A 15,677-nucleotide genomic window follows, 5' to 3' on the forward strand; every position below is an offset into this window, starting at 1 on the left:
TGAGGCCAAATCAGCATTTTTTCGCGTTTGCCTCCCCGCGCCGGTCCCCAGGAGTGGCCGAAAGTCTCGGACTACCCCCCCCCCGGTGAGTTAGATGCCTGCCGCCGCGGCAACCTTCACGATGTTGCTGTTCACCTCGATCGTGGTGTTGAGCTTCTTCGCGCTATTGGCATCTTCGAACACCTCGGGAGTGCCCATCACCAAGCCGATGAAATAGCGAGTAGAGGGCGTGCCGCCGCTGGGCGCATCATCGAACTCGATCTTGAACGCGTAATTGTCTCGCGCTCCACCTGCAGCAGCGAGGGCGGTCTGGCCCGCGTCGTCCGGATCGAGGTCGCACACGATAGCCATTGAGCCCGCATTGAATGTGCCCTTGGCCTTCTTCGTCCGGCCTCTGGTGATCTGGTTGGAGGTGATCAGTTCGGCGGTATCGCCGATCTGTCCGAGGTTGGTGGTGCCACCAATCTCGGTCCACGTCTCCCCGCTGAAATCCGCCTCAACGAAATCGGTATCCTGGTCGGCGGTGACGCCGCCAATGAAGATCTTGGTGTTTGCCGTGGCGAACATCTTGCCCATGGCTCTTTGCTCCTATGTGCGCCGTTCCGCGACGGCATCGATTGCGTTGCACCGCTTGCAGCCGGGCCTCCAATTGGACTTCGTCATGCGAAGGTCAGGCCGCTTGCGGATCGATATGACGTGCATGACGACCGTTGCCGGCGCTCCACATGCACACCATTGGTTCTCAGGTTGAGCGAGGAAGGCCTTGGCCTCCCGCTCGAATGCTCCGTCATAGCCACGCTGGCTGGAATTGGGCCGTTTGCGGTCATGGCGGGCATTGCGATCCCTCTGCATGCGCTTGACCGTCTCGCAGGGCTCAGAGCGAAGGTGAGCCCTGGAGCAGTACGGACAGACAGAGGGCGCGCGTGAAGGCATCAGGCCACCGGAGCCTCGTGGGGATGCCCCTTCACGAGGACCGCGCCCAACGCGATCGAGGTGCCCCCCGTCTTGGTGACAACGGCACGCAGGTAGCGCTTATTCCCGATGTAGCCGAGCTTGTAGACGCTGTTGGCCTCCAGGGTGGCGGGGGCGCTGCCCGTGATGTGGGAAGCGTCGATATCGGCGAAATCCCCCGATGTCGTCGTATCGCTCTCCTGGAGCTTAATGGCGAAGTCGCCGGCCGAGACGATGTCCCCAGTGTTGACCATAAGGCAGGCAGCCTCGAACCCCTGAAGGTCGATCGCGCTCCCGGTTGTGGTGGCGGAGAGAACGGCAGGCGCGATGGCCTGCACGCCTCCGATATTGGGTTCAAGCGAACGCATGTCATATGCTCCTTAGCTCGTAGCCATCTTCAGCTTGCGGAAACGTGCAGGCTGGATGACCTTGCCGCCGACGCGGCGGGTTGCGTGGATGCGGGTCAGGCCCTTCGTGGCGAGCAGGTAGGGGTTGACGAGGATCGACATGGCAAGCCGATCGACGATGCGGTACGCGCTGAAATCGCCGTACATGATCGGGAAGGCATCAGCCTCGATGTCGGGCATGTCGACCGCTTCCGATACCGGGCGGCCCAGAAGGGTCGAGGGCTGGCCAGCCTGCAGGCCGGGCTGCCAGATGTAGTTGCCGTTGCCGTCCGTGAGGGTGCGCACCACGCCCAACGTGGTGCCGTTCATCAGCCAAGTGCCCTGATTGCGATAAGCCGCCGGCAGGTCGTACATCATGGTGATGAGCTTGTCGGCGCTCAGCGTAGTGGCGTGCCCGTTGAGGTAGGCCTCGATATCGGGATTGGTGAGCAGGCCCTCGGGCTGCTTCTGCCCTGACCCTTTGACGAACGAGATGCCCTCTTTCTGGCCGAAATCGTCGGCGAGGGCGAGACGCACCTCGGCCTCGGCGGTGCCGCCGCTGTCTGCGAGCAGCTCATTGGAGATGTCCACGTAGGTCATCAGCTTGTTGGCCGGCACGTCGAGCTGGCCGAAGGTGACGGTGCTCTCCTGGCTTTCCTCGGCTTCTCCTTCCCATTGGGCATTCGTGATGCCCGTGCGCTTGGGGTATTTCACCGAAGGGCTGGCGATGTTGCGCACAGAGGCGATGGCTCGGATCGGAGAAACCTCGACCAGGTCGCGGATGAACTCGGTGCTCATCTCGGCAGGTGCGAGATAGCCGCCCTGCTCGTCGTTCGAGACCGTTAGGGCCTTGAGGTCCGCTTCGGGAGCGTTGTCGCCGCGGCGCAGGTAGGTGCCGAACGCCTTACGTTCCTCGGTGGGTTCGTCTTCATCGTTACCATTGCCGTTCGGGCGATTGGTCTTGGTTTCGAGCTCGGAGATGCGCTTTTCGAGCTTTTCGACCAGCGCATCAGGTTCGGACGGCGTGCCCTTTTCCTCGAGCTTCTTGATGCGGTCCTCAAGAGCCGTGCGCAGCTCGTCGAGGGATTTGGTGACGATCGCGACGGGATCGTCGTCATCGCCCTTGAGTTCGATCGCGCCGTGTTCAATGGCGCCTTTGGAAACGTGTTTCATCGTTACCTCTTTGCGAATTGCGCCGTGGCGCGGTTGATCGCCTCCGCGATGCGGATGGCCTGAATGCCGGATTTCGCGCTCGTGACACGAGCTCCGGGGTGCATCGGGATGGCGACAAGGCTGGCCTCGATGAGTTCGAGCTCCTTGATCGTTCTGCCGCCGCCTGCCCGCTTGGTGGCTTTCCTGGTGATGAAGCCGATCGAGATGCCCCGAACGGCTCCAGCCTTGACCAGAGCGTTGACCTCCCGAGCTCGGACCACATCCTTGATGAGCAAGGCGCCCTTGAGTTCGAGCCCCTCATCGGTTTCCTTGGCCTCGGACCAGGCGCCAACCGGATCGTTGCCGTCATGCCCGAACAGCATGGGTAGGGGCAGCGACGTGCCGGCAAAGGCGCCCTTCTCGATCATATCCCCGACACGGTCGGCCGACTTGAACGGCCAGGCCATGCCGGTGATCGAGCCATCGTCCTCGGCGAGAATCTTGGTTTCGATGAAGAGGCGATCCATGCCCTACCCCTTCGGCCCGAAGTTGCGGTGATCACCGGCAAAGGCGTCGACTTGTTCACGAACCCAGCCCACGGTTAGGAGCTTGAGAACTGCCTTGGTCTCAAACGGGACGGGCTTGCCCTCATCCTTCACGTCCCAGCGGATCACCTTGCGGGACAGAGCGTTGAGGCGCGCCTTGGCCCGGTTCTCTGCCGAGACGCGGCCGTCCTCGTCGGCCAATTCGGCAAGCTCGTCGACAAAGGCAATGTCCGCCCGGCGCGCAGTGTCCGAGTCCGGGCCGACGATCGTCAGGATCATGCCCGTGGGCTCGCCGGACCACGGCGCGATGAGGTTGAGGTCTGCGCCCTTGTCCTGGTCGGTGGCGTTGTGGAGAACGTCACTCAGCTCCATTTTCATCCTCGTCTGTGGGTTCGGGGGCGCCGGGCTGGCTGGCGCCTGTATTGGGGTTGGCGTATTCGTCCCCGCCTTCACGCGGTGGCAGGTCGAGCCATTCCCGTGCTTCGTTGGGATTGAGGACACGCGAAGAAATCAGGGAGCCGATAGCTGTGGCGCGGACGGCGAGGTCGGCCCTGGTGAGGTCGTCCCGGTCGAAGCGGATGCGATGGTCGGCCCGTTCCTCGTTGGAGAACAGCGCGCGGCGCATGGCGCTCTCCAGCGCTACAAGCCACGGTTCAAGACTATAGGTGAGAAATTCCTTGCCCTGCTGCTCGCCGTTCGACCACGTCGCGCGGTCGAGCTCGTAGATCATCGAGGGCGGCACGCGGAAGGCGCGACAGATTTCGAGGGTCTGGTATTTCCGGTTCTCGAGGAATTGGGCGTCGGTCGAGTTGAGGGTGAAGGGCACGAACTTGGTGCCATCCCACAGCACCGGCGTTTTTCCCGCGTTCTCGCTCCCCTGCTGCGCGGCCTTCCAGCCCGCCAGCATCTTCTTGACGCCCTCGTCACCGATACTCTTGGTGGTTTCCAGCACACCGCCGGGACGGGCGGCGTTCTTGAATAGATTGGCCGCGTGCCGTTCCATGTGCTTTGCCGCATTGATGGCATCGCGGGCGAGGTTGAGCGGGCATTTCGAGAACGGCCCGCGAATGTGGATGATGTTCGCGGACGGGATCGGGGTGTTGTTGATGCGGAACGCCGGCTCCTGCCGGCCGTCCTGGCTGAAGTCGATGGTGTAATGCGCCGGCTCGTACCGGACGATCTCCCGGACTTCGCCATTGACCCGGTTCACATAGGCCAGCCCGCCCTTGTCGTGGGTGAGCGCCGTTGCGACGAGATCGCGGACAAGATCGAAGGTTGAGGACCAGTCGTTCGGTTGATCGGTCAGAAGCTCGGCAACTTCATGGGTTGGATCGTCCACCCAGACTGCGCCGTCTTTGCGCTCGATGCGGATTTCGAGGCTGGCGGCAGCCTCGCTGATCAGGCGGATGGCGGATTGAACCGCCGGGAGGGTAAGCGGGTCGAGCCCGCCCGCCGGGGTGCCGGCGAAAATCTCGTACTCGCTCTCCGATGGAGAGGTGAGAGATTTCCAGCTGATATGCAGAGGCCCGATGCGCATGGACCATTTTATGCCACGCGCTCGGTTTAACCGGATACCGGTTTATCAGGGGCTAAGCGGGTTTGTGAGGGGCATTCCGGCGGCGCTACTCGCCCGGATGCATTTTGTCCCGTCGGGTGAGGGCCAAGCCGAACAGCGCCACGGCGATCAGGAGCGCGGGCGCCCAAAGCCAGAATACGAGTTCAGTCATGGGCTGGCTATTCGCCGGGAACGATGCGCTTGTCCTCGCGCTCGGCATCCCGCGATACAACGCGCAACATCACCGCACCGATGACCAGACCGGCGACAGGCATCAAGAGCAGCGATAGCAATTGCCAGTTCATGGCCGTAACCTCTTGAGGATGCGTCTCGCATAGAAATGTAGTGCAACCGAAGAACAAATACAAATCACGCTTATCCCGTTAAGCAAAAGTCCCGGCTCCGCGTTCCCGTAAAGCGCGGCAAGCCAGGGGCCAAGGCCACCGACTGCAAATATGGAAACCGCCAGCCCGTTTACATAGGTGGCCGTCAGCTTCGTGCGCTCGTTATGGATCGTGTGGTTTGCCATCTATCGTGCTTATACCCTGATTCTACGCCGCGTCACCGTCCCGCATCCACGCGATCAGATCGTCCTCAAAGGCATAGAGCCGTCGGCCCTTCTTCTTGATCGGAGTGCCCGGCAAAGCGGCCAGGGTCCGCCGGACATAGTCCTCGCCACACCCCAGGCGGGCAGCGATGCCGCCCGCCGTCCAGATGATCTTATCACGCCCGTATCGCGTGGCGCCTTGTGACGCCATGGCATCGAAGCGCTGGGGAGAGAGGGTGCTGGTCATTCAGCGACTCCTTTGGCCATGTACTGCTGCCGGAACATTTCGTTGGACACGGCTCGACGGAAGGCAACGAGCTGGGCTTCGATCTGCTCGTTATCGAGGCCGGCCTTGGCCATCGACCCGGCCATGCGCTGGCAAACCTGCCGCCAATAGCTCTCCTGGTCCTTCTGGGTGCGCCTCTTGAGGATAAGGGACGCAACATGGCGGGCCTTGCCGACATTGCGGTCCTGAGGGAATGGGATGATCAGCGCGCCTGTCGGCGCTGTCTCAGCCGCCCAGGCAAAGAGGGGAAGCTCACGCTCAGCCATTCGCTGCCCTCCACCCTGTGGTAGATCTATATGTGTCCCCGTCCTGATACGCTAACTCAGTCGATAAGGGGGCTTTACGTCCCTCTCCTGATACGCAACGATCTTTCGATGGTGCTTGCGTCTCATCTCGGGGACTTAGCGTCTCATCTCGGGGACTAGGATTTGTTTTTTCACCGGGACGCCATTCCTTAAATTCACGGGTAGGCATACGCCCTGTGCGGTCGTCTTTATCCTCGGTCAGCAGCCACTCGGCTGCCTTCCTGCCATTGGTGTTAAAGCTGCTCGGGGTGGCCAGTCGGATGAAGCCATGATCGGATAACGACACAAAGGCCCTCTGGGCCGTGTCCTTGCTCACGTTGAGGGCCTTGCCCGCCTCTCGTGCCCCAAGGCCGATGAAGCCATTGTTCGTGCCGTTGTAGCGCGCCCTAAGCTCGATATAGAGCGCCCGTGCCACCGGACCCAGGTCACGCCATGCCAACGTATTCTGGACCCACATATCGAGTTTGATGAACGGGGCAATGTTGCCCCGTTTCTTGTTCCGCCTACCCATCAGCGCTTCCTTGTATCGAGGGCAACACCGACGCGGCTCAAGTCCTTGGTAAAGACAATGCCCTTGGATGTAAGAGCCTGAGCCACCGCCAAGAGGTTCTTGGAGGGCTCAAGGTCTCCCGGCGTGCCTTCGAGCTTCTTGACCGCATAGAGCGAAATGCCGGATGCCAAGGCCAGATCCTTTTCGGACCAGCCCAGGAGGCCACGAGCAGCGACGAGTTGAAACGAGAACACCCTCATGCGGCTTCTCCCTCGAAATGTTCGCGGAGCTTACGCTTGGACGCCACCCAGCGGCGGTTTACCTGCCTGGCGGGCAGCTCGTGCTTGGCCAGCGCTTCATAGGTCTGGCGAGGTGTGCGACCGATGAAGGCCGCAATCTGATCGATGCCCCATAGGAGGTCGAGGGTTTCGGTTTCAGTCATGGGGACCCTCCCGACGCTCGACGACGATATCGAAGTATTTGCCCTGCCGGATCAGCGGATAGGCATAAGCAATCGCCAATGTCCGATCATTCTCGTCATCCTCGGAGAGGCCGCGCCGGCTCTCCAATTCCCGGACCATGTCCTCGATCTCGAAGCACACCAAGTCTTGATGACGCTCGGCCCACTCCTGCAAATTCTCAATGCATGCGACGTGGCTCGACAAGCACGCTTGGAGGCTGAAGGTATGCGACACCGACAAAAGAGCGGTGATTGCGTCCCGCATTTCCGCCACCGACATCTTTTGATGGTGCGGATTGGCCGAACGAACCGGCCTATCTGGCGCGGCCTTCGACGCTGTGCTATTTCCAACATTCATCTGGGCGTTCCTTTCTCGCTCAGGCTTCGGCGGCATCAGGGGTCTTGGCTGCAATCTCGCCCCCTGGTGCCGTTTCTGTTTCGCTTGCAGGCAGTGCCTGTTCGAGCGTGTAGACGATTTCCCCCACCATCGATCGCCGGTTGCACTCCGCTGACTTGCGAATGCGCTCCTTCAAGTCGGCAGGCACGCGGATCATCATCTGCGGGTCTGTTCGACTCATCTAAAGTCCTTTCACTAATTTGGTGAACGCAATTTCTTTACCATGCACCAAAATAGTGCGCAACAAGTCTATTGCTATTTTTTCACGAATTTGGTGATTTAGCCCGATGGCAAAGCAAGATGATTACGTTCGATATACGATCCGCGTCCCGGCGGGCCTTTACGCACGCCTTCAAGATGCGGCTGGCGAAAAGTCTGTGAACGCCGAGATCGTTGAGCGGCTAGATAGGTCGTTCCGCACACTTCCCGTGGAACTTGGCCTTGAGTTCGTTCAGGCGATAGAGAACGCGCCGCCGAGCAAGCTCAAGGAATTGCAGGAAGGGATTGCCGACCTCTTGGACTTCCACTTTCCCAACGCTGTTATTGAGCTTAGGCCGGAAGAGCTTTGGGAAATGCAGATGGCGATGGTACGGGAACTTCCTGAAGAATATCGACCAGCATTTTTGGATAAGGCACTGGAATTGTCTCGCCTTTTGGCAAAGGACCCTACGTGGGAACCGCCAACTCAAGAGGATCGCGCCACCGATGAACAAGACTAAGGCGAGATCGAAATGAGCATCCGCAAGCGCACATGGACCACAAACGGCGTCGAGAAGTCCGCCTGGGTGGTCGACTATACCGACCAAAACGGCAAGCGCCGGCTCAAGACGTTCCGGCTCAAGAAAGAGGCCGATGCCTTCGCCCTCAACTCCGGCGTCGAGGTTCGGGACGGCGTGCATGTTCCCGATCGGGAAACCGTCGCGGTGGCCGAAGCCGGGAAGCAATGGCTCAAGGCATGTGTGGCGGCCGGGCTGGAGGCCACAACCGTTGCGCAGTACCGCCAGCATGTTGACCTTCATATCGTGCCCTTTCTCGGCCCGACGAAGCTCAACAAGGTGACGGTGCCGATCGTCCGAGCCTTCCAGGACGAATTGAGGGAGAACGGCCGTTCCGCGGCGATGGTCAAGCGCGTGACGGTCAGCCTGGGGTCTATCCTCGGCAACGCTCAGGAGCGCGGCCTGACCGTCCGCAATGCCGTTCATGAGATGAAGTCGCGCCGCAAGGGCCATACGGCGGCAGAGAAGCGCCAGAAGGCCAAGCTGCGCTATGGCGTGGACATTCCCACCATGGACGAAATCAGGGCCATTGTGAGCGCCGCTGATGGACGCTATCGCCCCCTGATCCTCACGGCCATTTTCACCGGCCTCAGAGCCTCGGAATTGCGCGGCCTGACCTGGGCAGACGTGGACCTCGGCAAAGCCGTCCTGCACGTCCGCCAGCGTGCCGACGCCCACAACGTGATCGGGATGCCGAAGTCAGATGCCGGGCAGCGAAGCGTTCCGCTTTCGCCGCTGGTAGTCAACACGTTGAGGGAATGGAAACTGGCCTGCCCCAAGGGCGAGCTGGGGCTTGTGTTCCCCAATGGCGAGGGGAATGTCGAGTGGCACGCCAATATAATCAAGCGCGGCTTTCATCCTGCCCTGATCGCGGCTGGCGTGTCCGTGCCCACCGATAAGCTGGACGATGAGGGCCAGCCCATTCCCGCCCCGAAATATTCCGGGCTGCACGCGCTCCGGCACTGGTACGCGTCCTGGTGCATCAACCGCAAAGCCGATGGCGGGCTCGAGCTGCCGCCCAAGTCGGTCCAGCAGCGCATGGGCCATAGCTCAATTCAGGTGACGTTCGACACCTATGGCCACCTGTTTCCGGCGACCGACGAAGCCGCCGCACTGGCGGCAGCGGAGCAGGCATTGTTCGCCGTCGATGCAACATGACTGCGACATGAGACGGAAAGAGCCTAGAAATCCGGGCCTCTTGAAAACACTCTGACTCCGTTAGTCCTGGTTCGAATCCAGGTTCCCCAGCCAAACTCTCAGAAAATTCCGCGTTTTCAGTGGGTTGGCGTCAATCGCCCCCGCCAAGGATTCGGATTTTTCGATCGTTTCAACCGTCGGCATTGCCGAAGACCGGGACTCCGGCAGGTCAGGCTCTGCACAAATTCACCACAAGTTCCGGGCGAGCGTGGGAACGCATGGCTTCGTGACACTCTTCCAGCGCCGAAGCGTGAAGGGCACTCCCGAAATGGCCAAAGCGAGGTACGAACCGGCCCCGACCTGTCAGTGGCATCGAAGATCTCAGCAGTTCTCGATCGTATGGATATGGACCGGGGTGATCGGCTGGACCGGATCGCCGTCACGTCGCCCGAAATATGTTGCGATAAGGTCCACTACGGTACGCACTTCATGAGGCGGATCCTGGTCGATCACCGCATCGATCATGCCCTCTCGCAGAAGGCGCCGCCGCTCCTCGGTGAGTTCGTGGGTGATGAAGACGATGTCGTCTCTCCCAAGCGCCCTGATCGCCCGAACGACCGGTAGCGCGCCGGCGGAAGCATTGTAGATTCCCTTGATGCCCGGATTCTTCTGGAGCACATCGAACACAAGGTCGCCCGCTCGCTCGCCGTGTTCCAAGCTTTCCAGGACTTCGGACAAACGGCATTGCGGGTAACGCTCGCGCAGAACCGCCCGGAATCCCGTTTCGCGTTCTTCGTGCCCGATCATGCTCAGCATTCCCGCGATCATGACGACGTCTCCGCCATCGCGCCCGAGAAACCGTCCCATCAAATCGCCGGCGATGCGTCCGGCCTTTCTGTTGTCGGGCCCGACATAGGTGTGAGTATCGATCCCTCTTAAGTCCGTTGCAAGCGTAATGACCAGCTTGCCATTTTTGCTCAGGTCTCTCAACGCCGCAGCAATATCGTCGCTATGGGCGCTGACGATAACCAGCCCGTCGTAATCGGCCCCGATTGCGGCGATCCGCTCGCTGGTTTCTTGAGGCCTCTGAGGCAGGATATGACGCATGCGAAACTGCAAATTGTACTGGGGATATGCCCCATTCGCGGCCTCGAAAGCGTTCTGGACAGCAGCATGGAATGGATTGTCCGGCGGTTGGATGAGCACGGCGATGCGCAAGGTCCGGGCGGCGCGCTGGTTCAGCGCCCGATCGAGCTTGAGCCTGCGCGCCCATTCAAGGACACGCCTTTCCTTCTCGTCGGCCACACCGCCACGACTGTTAAGCACCCTGTCGACGGTCGACGGCGATACGCCAGCCGCCCGCGCCACATCCCTTGCCGTTACCTTTCCCATCGCATCGACCTTCGCGCGTTGAAGAAATCTCTTCAATGTTGATGTTTTGCGACCATTAGCGTGGAGGTATCTTTCCGGCAATGAGGCGGCCGCGAAATATCCGGAACCGCCAGTATGTGGGAGGTTTCACAATGATCGAACTTGCCGTTTTCGGCGCGGGCCGGATCGGGTATGTGCACGCTCTCAATGTGGCGGCACATCCCCGCGTGAAGCTCAAATACATTGTCGATCCGGTCGCAGGCGCGCATCGTGATGAGCTCGCCGGGAAGACAGGCGCTGCAATCGCGGAGGCCGAAACGGTGTTTGGCGATCCAGACATTGCCGGCGTCATCATCGCCTCGAGCACAAATACGCATGCAGATCTCCTGCTCAAGGCCGCCAGGACCCGAAAAGCCGTCTTCTGCGAAAAGCCGATCAGCCTCGATTTTCCTACCGTTGCCGATGTCACGGCCCAGGTAGAGGCCTCCGGCATCCCCTGTATGCTGGGCTTCCAGCGCCGCTACGATACGAGCTTTCGTGCGCTCTACGAGCGTATTGCCTCGGGCGCTTCCGGTCCGCTTGAGCAGCTCACCATGTCCTCGCGGGATCCCTCGCCACCGCCGCGCTCCTATGTCGAGACGTCGGGTGGGATGTTCCGCGACAGTACGATCCACGACATGGATATGGCACGCTTCCTTCTCAATGAGGCGATCGCCACAGTCTATGCGGTCGGTGCCTGCCTGATTTCCGAGGAGATCGGCGATGCGGGCGACATCGACTCTCTTATGGTTACGCTGACAACCGCGTCGGGCCGCATGGCCCAGATCACGGCATGCCGCCGGGGTCCGATGGGTTATGACCAGAGGCTCGAAGCGCTTTGTGCGAAGGAGGTGCTCGCCATAGAGAACCAACCGCAATCCATGCTCGTCGTGAATACACCCGAAGGGCGCCACGCTGCCCCGCCGGAGAACTATTTCATCGAGCGCTTCCGGCAGGCTTATCGCGACGAGATGAATGCCTTCATCGCGCTTATCGAGAATGGAGAGGCACCGCTCGCGGACATTCGCGACGGCTATGAGGCACAGCGGCTCGTCGAGGCGGCGATCGTCTCTATGAACACCGGCCAGGCCGTGCGCTTCGGCACGTCCTGGGTGCCTGACGGGGAGAACTGAGATGAGCGTAGACAAGCTCCCCAACGGCGTTCGTTTGGGCGTCAGTCCACTATCATGGACCAACGAAGTGCTCGACGAACTGGGTGGGGATATTCCGCTGGAAACCTGCCTCAACCAGGCCGCTGCGGCCGGTTATCAGGGCGTGGAACTGGGGAAGAAATTTCCGCGTGAGCACGAAGAGCTGCGCGCCACGCTTGATGGCTATGGCCTCGCGCTCATTTCCGGCTGGTATTCGGGCTTCCTCGCCGAACGTTCGGTCGAAGAGGAGATGGAAGCGGTCGCCTCCCATGCCGAACTGCTCACCGCACTCGGTGCGGAGGTCATGGTCTATGGACCTTGCGGCAAGATGACCCCGGGCGCGCCCCTCGACATGTCGATGACCGAACGGCTCACACTGGATGAAGACGAAATGGACACCTATGCCGACCGGCTCTCGGCCTTCGAAAAGCGGCTCCTCGATACGTACGGCCTGAAGATGGGATATCACCACCACCTGATGATGGTTGCGGAGACTTTCGACGAGATCTCACGCATCATCGACCGCGCAGGCTGCGGGCTCCTTCTCGACACGGGCCATGCCGTCGCAGCCGGGTTCGACTATGCAAAACTCATCGAGCGGTTCGGCGACCTCATTACCCACATCCACCTCAAAGATGTCCGCGCCGACCGCATGGCACGCGTACGCAAAGAAGACCTCTCGTTCAACGACGGCGTGCGCGCCGGGATGTTCACGGTACCCGGTGACGGTGACGTGGACTTCAGGCCACTTGCCGAATTCGTGAGGGCATCCGGCTATCGGGGATGGCTCGCCGTCGAAGCCGAGCAGGATCCAGCACGTCCGGAAGCGGAACCTCAAGCGGCGGTTCGGCGCGCGCTGGATTTCACCACATCTTTGTTCGGAGGACAGCCATGACTAGAAAACTCAATATCGGCCTCATCGGCTCGGGTTTCATGGGCCAAGCGCACGCTGATGCCTTCCGGCGCGCGGCGATGCTTTATCGCGATCTGCCAGCCATACCGCACCTTTATATGCTCGCGGACGCGAGCGACGCGCTTGCGGCAAATGCCGCCGCGCGGTTCGGTTTCGAAAAGAGCACCGGCGACTGGCGAACGCTCGTCAACGATCCGGCCATCGACGTCATCGACATCACCTCGCCCAACAACATGCACCACGAAATGGCCCTTGCGGCGATTGCGGCGGGCAAACACGTCTATTGCGAGAAGCCGCTAGCGGTAACGCTGGCCGAAGCCGAAGAAATGGCTGCCGCCGCCAAGGCCAAGGGTGTCAAGACGATGGTAGCGTTCAACAACGTCAAAACGCCTGCCGCCATGCTCGCCAAGCAACTCATCGACCGTGGCGACATCGGCACGCCGATGCGCTTCCGCGGCTGGTTCGACCAGGGTTTTTTCAACGACCCAGATCTGCCCTTTTCCTGGCGCTGCACCCGCAAGGACGCTGGTTCGGGCGCGTTGGGGGATCTGGGCTCGCATGTCATTTCGGTCGCTCAGTTCCTCATGGGCGACATTGAAAGCACTATCGCGCAGACGCAAACCTTCTTCCCCACCCGGCCCGTACCGCAAGGCGGATCGGGCTATGCGGCCAGCGCCGGTTCGGACGCGCCGCGCGCGGTTGTCGAGAACGAAGACCAGATCCAGGCGCTGATCAAATTCAAGAGCGGCGCAGGCGGTACCATCGAAGCCTCACGCGTCGCGGCAGGAAAGGTCTTCGGCATCTACTGGGAAATCTCCGGCGCGGAAGGCACCATCATCATGGATGGCGAGCGCTTCAACGAGCTCAAGATTTCCCGCTTCAACGATCCCAAGCCGGACCGCGGTTTCAAGACCATCTATGCCGGAAGTCAGGTGCCGCAGTTCTCGGCCTTCTTCGGCTTCGATTTCGCTGGCGGCGGGCTCGGCTTTTTCGACGTGAAGGTCATCGAGGTCCGCGACCTGATCGAAGGCATAGTGAACGCCGGGGATTGCTTCCCCAATTTCGCATTCGGCCTCGACAACGAGCGCATCATCGATGCGATGGAACGTTCTATCGAAACCGCTACATGGGAGCAGGTTTCGGCGGGAGAAAACGCATGACATTCCTCAAGGCCCTGCCCGCATCGCGGGTCAAGCCCGCCATGGAAGCCCCGGCCCTGCGCTGGGGTATCCTTGGCACCGGATGGATCGCGGGCAAATTCGTCGAGTCCGTCAAAGCCCATACCAAACAGATCATCACCGCTGCCGGATCGCGGGATCAGGACAAGGCGAATGCGTTCGCGGCACGGTGGGGCATCGAGAGTGCATATGGCAGCTATGAAGCACTGGTCGAGGCGGGCGATATCGACGTGATCTATGTCGCGACACCGCACAATCTGCACCACCGCCACGTGCTTCTTGCACTCGAAGCTGGCAAGCATGTTCTGGTCGAAAAGCCGATGGCTATCGACTACGCCCAGGCAACCGAAATGGTCGCTCTGGCTCGACGGAAGGGCGTTTTCTTCGCCGAGGCTCTCTGGACCTTCTTCCTGCCGAAGTTCGACGTTCTTGAGCAGATCTTCGATTCCGGAGTGCTTGGCGAGATCAAATCCGTCTACACTGAATATGGCGAGTATCTCCCACGCACCCACCGCATCTTCGATCCCAGGCTGGCCGGCGGCCCGCTGCTGGACCTCGGGACCTATCCCGTTGCTCTACTGGCCAAGCTCTTGGGTGTCCCGCACGCCGTTGTCGGCCTGGGACAGCCGGACCCCAGCGGGGTGAATGGCCAACTCGCTGTCGTCATGCAAAACGACCGAGGCAATATCGGCACCATGTCGACGTCGCTCTACGGCTTTACGCCGACGAACGCAGCCATTGTGGGGACCGGCGGCACCGTTCGGTTCTCGAGTGAATTCCACCTGCCCGGTGCCTTCGAACTCGCTTCGGTGGACGGCGGCAGTGCACTGATGGATAGCGGAACCGTGCACCGATACGACGAACCCAGAGGTGCGCATTTCGAAGGTATCTACTATGAAGCCGCCGAAGTCGCGCGCTGTGTTGCCGGGGGTAAACTAGAAACACCTTGCCGTCCGCTCGATGCATCACTCGAGACGATGGCAACGCTGGACAAGATCAGGGCCGCGACCGGTATCGATTTTTCAGAGGCCAACTTGACGCTTGTTTGAAGTGTCTCCAGTGTTCGCGTATCGCGTCAAGTCAGGCAAACCCGGTTCCGATGTCCTTGTCCGCATTCCGATTGGTTCCGTTTGCCGGGTTCAGTACGCTTTCTGCCTCTCTAGGGGCACTTCCGGCACGGCGTGAAGCTGCGCCCTCGCGGCGAGAACCGGCATGATCAAAGACTTGTTCAAAGCTCTGCTCGGCAACGGCCTCGCGGAGGAGACTTTCCGTGCCCGGCTTGAGGCCGACGAAATGCCCGCCGCTCTTTATGCAATCGGAGATGTGCATGGCCGGTTTGATCTTCTCAAAGCTCTCGAGGCCCGGATATATGCGGACGGCGATGCATTCGAGGGCGAAAAATGGATTGTTATGCTGGGCGACCTCATAGACAGGGGACCGGCCTCGGCGCAGGTCCTCGATCACATGCTCCATCCGCCGCCCCAAGGGTGGCGCCGTATATGCCTGTGTGGGAATCACGATCACACCATGGCGGCGGCCATGCGCGACAAAGCGATGATGGAACAGTGGTTGTCGTTTGGTGGTGTCGAAACGCTCGCCTCATACGGCGTCGAGCTTGGGGCCCTTGCCGATGCCGGAGGGCGCTGGTCCAGACTTCAGGCCATCCTCGACAGCAGCATTCCGTCCGAACATATCCGGTTCCTCGACGCGCTTCCGATCATGCTGGCCGTACCAGGCTATGTGTTCGTCCATGCGGGACTACGGCCGGGCGTGCCGTTGGAACGCCAAACTGATGACGATATGATGTGGATCCGCACGGGCAATGTCACGCCATACGATGTTTTCCCATTCGTAATCGTTCACGGTCATACACCGACGGATACAGTTGACCTTTCCGCGCAAATCATCAACATCGACACGGGGGCATTTGCGAGTGGAATACTGACCGCCATTCGAATTACTCCCGACAAGAAACTGACTGTCATACAAACCACTGGTGCCGAGTCCGGCAAGCAGTATGAATAGATTTTTACTGCAT

The 15,677-nt window shown here is 60.5% G+C and carries 22 protein-coding genes; 7 read left to right on the top strand and 15 right to left on the bottom strand.

Annotated elements, in window-relative coordinates; translation table 11 throughout:
• Positions 1–90: 90 nt before the first annotated feature.
• The 14 genes from LG281_RS04800 to LG281_RS04865 all read right to left on the bottom strand — a co-directional run bounded on the left by LG281_RS04800 (position 91) and on the right by LG281_RS04865 (position 7,255).
• Positions 91–576 carry a hypothetical protein gene (locus LG281_RS04800; protein WP_404404893.1) on the bottom strand — a complete coding sequence of 162 codons (486 nt, stop codon included), beginning with the start codon at positions 574–576 and terminating at the stop codon, positions 91–93.
• 12 nt (positions 577–588) lie between these two features.
• Positions 589–852, bottom strand: coding sequence for an endonuclease (locus LG281_RS04805; RefSeq protein ID WP_404404895.1), 264 nt, complete (start codon positions 850–852; stop codon positions 589–591).
• Between the two features lie 80 nt (positions 853–932).
• Positions 933–1,319: a hypothetical protein gene (locus tag LG281_RS04810; RefSeq protein WP_404404897.1), complete on the bottom strand. Its 387-nt coding sequence runs from the start codon at positions 1,317–1,319 to the stop codon at positions 933–935.
• A gap of 12 nt (positions 1,320–1,331) precedes the next feature.
• Positions 1,332–2,510, bottom strand: a complete 1,179-nt coding sequence (locus LG281_RS04815; protein ID WP_404404899.1) for a phage major capsid protein — start codon at positions 2,508–2,510, stop codon at positions 1,332–1,334.
• Between the two features lie 2 nt (positions 2,511–2,512).
• Complete coding sequence (locus LG281_RS04820; RefSeq protein ID WP_404404901.1) at positions 2,513–3,016, bottom strand: HK97 family phage prohead protease; 504 nt, start codon at positions 3,014–3,016, stop codon at positions 2,513–2,515.
• Between the two features lie 3 nt (positions 3,017–3,019).
• The gene (locus LG281_RS04825; protein ID WP_404404903.1) at positions 3,020–3,406 is read right to left on the bottom strand and encodes a hypothetical protein; all 387 of its coding nucleotides are present in this window, start codon (positions 3,404–3,406) and stop codon (positions 3,020–3,022) included.
• Positions 3,393–4,571, bottom strand: a complete 1,179-nt coding sequence (locus LG281_RS04830) for a phage portal protein (RefSeq protein ID WP_404404905.1) — start codon at positions 4,569–4,571, stop codon at positions 3,393–3,395. Before LG281_RS04830 ends, LG281_RS04825 begins: the two co-directional genes overlap by 14 nt.
• A gap of 197 nt (positions 4,572–4,768) precedes the next feature.
• Entirely contained in the window at positions 4,769–4,894 is a 126-nt protein-coding gene (locus tag LG281_RS04835) for a hypothetical protein (protein WP_404404907.1), read from the bottom strand.
• 246 nt (positions 4,895–5,140) lie between these two features.
• On the bottom strand, positions 5,141–5,383 hold the full coding sequence (locus LG281_RS04840; protein WP_404404909.1) for a hypothetical protein: 243 nt from the start codon (positions 5,381–5,383) through the stop codon (positions 5,141–5,143).
• A complete protein-coding gene (locus LG281_RS04845) occupies positions 5,380–5,688 on the bottom strand; it encodes a DUF6074 family protein (protein WP_404404911.1) in 309 nt (102 codons plus the stop codon). Before LG281_RS04845 ends, LG281_RS04840 begins: the two co-directional genes overlap by 4 nt.
• Positions 5,689–6,237: 549 nt before the next feature.
• Positions 6,238–6,477 carry a transcriptional regulator gene (locus LG281_RS04850; protein WP_404404913.1) on the bottom strand — a complete coding sequence of 80 codons (240 nt, stop codon included), beginning with the start codon at positions 6,475–6,477 and terminating at the stop codon, positions 6,238–6,240.
• Positions 6,474–6,659 carry a DNA-binding protein gene (locus tag LG281_RS04855; protein ID WP_404404915.1) on the bottom strand — a complete coding sequence of 62 codons (186 nt, stop codon included), beginning with the start codon at positions 6,657–6,659 and terminating at the stop codon, positions 6,474–6,476. Before LG281_RS04855 ends, LG281_RS04850 begins: the two co-directional genes overlap by 4 nt.
• The gene (locus tag LG281_RS04860) at positions 6,652–7,071 is read right to left on the bottom strand and encodes a hypothetical protein (RefSeq protein ID WP_404404917.1); all 420 of its coding nucleotides are present in this window, start codon (positions 7,069–7,071) and stop codon (positions 6,652–6,654) included. Before LG281_RS04860 ends, LG281_RS04855 begins: the two co-directional genes overlap by 8 nt.
• A complete protein-coding gene (locus LG281_RS04865) occupies positions 7,055–7,255 on the bottom strand; it encodes an Arc family DNA-binding protein (RefSeq protein WP_404404919.1) in 201 nt (66 codons plus the stop codon). Before LG281_RS04865 ends, LG281_RS04860 begins: the two co-directional genes overlap by 17 nt.
• 106 nt (positions 7,256–7,361) lie before the next feature.
• Here LG281_RS04865 and LG281_RS04870 point away from each other — a divergent pair, with 106 nt between their 5' ends.
• On the top strand, positions 7,362–7,793 hold the full coding sequence (locus tag LG281_RS04870; RefSeq protein WP_404404921.1) for a hypothetical protein: 432 nt from the start codon (positions 7,362–7,364) through the stop codon (positions 7,791–7,793).
• 12 nt (positions 7,794–7,805) lie between these two features.
• The gene (locus LG281_RS04875; protein WP_404404923.1) at positions 7,806–9,008 is read left to right on the top strand and encodes a tyrosine-type recombinase/integrase; all 1,203 of its coding nucleotides are present in this window, start codon (positions 7,806–7,808) and stop codon (positions 9,006–9,008) included.
• 360 nt (positions 9,009–9,368) lie between these two features.
• On the opposite strand, the gene LG281_RS04880 is transcribed toward LG281_RS04875, so the two are convergent.
• A complete protein-coding gene (locus tag LG281_RS04880) occupies positions 9,369–10,379 on the bottom strand; it encodes a LacI family DNA-binding transcriptional regulator (protein WP_404404925.1) in 1,011 nt (336 codons plus the stop codon).
• A gap of 131 nt (positions 10,380–10,510) precedes the next feature.
• Between LG281_RS04880 and iolG the strand changes: the two genes are divergently transcribed.
• The 5 genes from iolG to LG281_RS04905 all read left to right on the top strand — a co-directional run bounded on the left by iolG (position 10,511) and on the right by LG281_RS04905 (position 15,664).
• A complete protein-coding gene (iolG, locus tag LG281_RS04885; protein ID WP_404404927.1) occupies positions 10,511–11,530 on the top strand; it encodes an inositol 2-dehydrogenase in 1,020 nt (339 codons plus the stop codon).
• Between the two features lies 1 nt (position 11,531).
• Positions 11,532–12,443 (top strand): myo-inosose-2 dehydratase, encoded by a 912-nt coding sequence (gene iolE / locus LG281_RS04890; protein WP_404404929.1) that lies wholly within the window; start codon positions 11,532–11,534, stop codon positions 12,441–12,443.
• Positions 12,440–13,621 (top strand): Gfo/Idh/MocA family protein, encoded by a 1,182-nt coding sequence (locus tag LG281_RS04895; RefSeq protein WP_404404931.1) that lies wholly within the window; start codon positions 12,440–12,442, stop codon positions 13,619–13,621. Before iolE ends, LG281_RS04895 begins: the two co-directional genes overlap by 4 nt.
• Entirely contained in the window at positions 13,618–14,688 is a 1,071-nt protein-coding gene (locus tag LG281_RS04900; RefSeq protein WP_404404933.1) for a Gfo/Idh/MocA family protein, read from the top strand. The genes LG281_RS04895 and LG281_RS04900 overlap by 4 nt, the downstream gene beginning before the upstream one ends.
• 163 nt (positions 14,689–14,851) lie before the next feature.
• Positions 14,852–15,664 (top strand): metallophosphoesterase, encoded by an 813-nt coding sequence (locus tag LG281_RS04905; protein ID WP_404404935.1) that lies wholly within the window; start codon positions 14,852–14,854, stop codon positions 15,662–15,664.
• The last annotated feature ends 13 nt before the right edge of the window (positions 15,665–15,677 follow it).

Origin of the sequence: Pelagibacterium halotolerans, from assembly GCF_044811015.1 — a bacterium.
Lineage (GTDB): Bacteria > Pseudomonadota > Alphaproteobacteria > Rhizobiales > Devosiaceae > Pelagibacterium > Pelagibacterium halotolerans_A.

Bases quoted from the DNA above. Each gene is read 5' to 3' on its own strand.
- LG281_RS04800 (WP_404404893.1), bottom strand. From the start codon at position 576: ATGGGCAAGATGTTCGCCACGGCAAACACCAAGATCTTCATTGGCGGC.
- LG281_RS04805 (WP_404404895.1), bottom strand. From the start codon at position 852: ATGCAGAGGGATCGCAATGCCCGCCATGACCGCAAACGGCCCAATTCC.
- LG281_RS04810 (WP_404404897.1), bottom strand. From the start codon at position 1,319: ATGCGTTCGCTTGAACCCAATATCGGAGGCGTGCAGGCCATCGCGCCT.
- LG281_RS04815 (WP_404404899.1), bottom strand. From the start codon at position 2,510: ATGAAACACGTTTCCAAAGGCGCCATTGAACACGGCGCGATCGAACTC.
- LG281_RS04820 (WP_404404901.1), bottom strand. From the start codon at position 3,016: ATGGATCGCCTCTTCATCGAAACCAAGATTCTCGCCGAGGACGATGGC.
- LG281_RS04825 (WP_404404903.1), bottom strand. From the start codon at position 3,406: ATGGAGCTGAGTGACGTTCTCCACAACGCCACCGACCAGGACAAGGGC.
- LG281_RS04830 (WP_404404905.1), bottom strand. From the start codon at position 4,571: ATGCGCATCGGGCCTCTGCATATCAGCTGGAAATCTCTCACCTCTCCA.
- LG281_RS04835 (WP_404404907.1), bottom strand. From the start codon at position 4,894: ATGAACTGGCAATTGCTATCGCTGCTCTTGATGCCTGTCGCCGGTCTG.
- LG281_RS04840 (WP_404404909.1), bottom strand. From the start codon at position 5,383: ATGACCAGCACCCTCTCTCCCCAGCGCTTCGATGCCATGGCGTCACAA.
- LG281_RS04845 (WP_404404911.1), bottom strand. From the start codon at position 5,688: ATGGCTGAGCGTGAGCTTCCCCTCTTTGCCTGGGCGGCTGAGACAGCG.
- LG281_RS04850 (WP_404404913.1), bottom strand. From the start codon at position 6,477: ATGAGGGTGTTCTCGTTTCAACTCGTCGCTGCTCGTGGCCTCCTGGGC.
- LG281_RS04855 (WP_404404915.1), bottom strand. From the start codon at position 6,659: ATGACTGAAACCGAAACCCTCGACCTCCTATGGGGCATCGATCAGATT.
- LG281_RS04860 (WP_404404917.1), bottom strand. From the start codon at position 7,071: ATGCCGCCGAAGCCTGAGCGAGAAAGGAACGCCCAGATGAATGTTGGA.
- LG281_RS04865 (WP_404404919.1), bottom strand. From the start codon at position 7,255: ATGAGTCGAACAGACCCGCAGATGATGATCCGCGTGCCTGCCGACTTG.
- LG281_RS04870 (WP_404404921.1), top strand. From the start codon at position 7,362: ATGGCAAAGCAAGATGATTACGTTCGATATACGATCCGCGTCCCGGCG.
- LG281_RS04875 (WP_404404923.1), top strand. From the start codon at position 7,806: ATGAGCATCCGCAAGCGCACATGGACCACAAACGGCGTCGAGAAGTCC.
- LG281_RS04880 (WP_404404925.1), bottom strand. From the start codon at position 10,379: ATGGGAAAGGTAACGGCAAGGGATGTGGCGCGGGCGGCTGGCGTATCG.
- iolG (WP_404404927.1), top strand. From the start codon at position 10,511: ATGATCGAACTTGCCGTTTTCGGCGCGGGCCGGATCGGGTATGTGCAC.
- iolE (WP_404404929.1), top strand. From the start codon at position 11,532: ATGAGCGTAGACAAGCTCCCCAACGGCGTTCGTTTGGGCGTCAGTCCA.
- LG281_RS04895 (WP_404404931.1), top strand. From the start codon at position 12,440: ATGACTAGAAAACTCAATATCGGCCTCATCGGCTCGGGTTTCATGGGC.
- LG281_RS04900 (WP_404404933.1), top strand. From the start codon at position 13,618: ATGACATTCCTCAAGGCCCTGCCCGCATCGCGGGTCAAGCCCGCCATG.
- LG281_RS04905 (WP_404404935.1), top strand. From the start codon at position 14,852: ATGATCAAAGACTTGTTCAAAGCTCTGCTCGGCAACGGCCTCGCGGAG.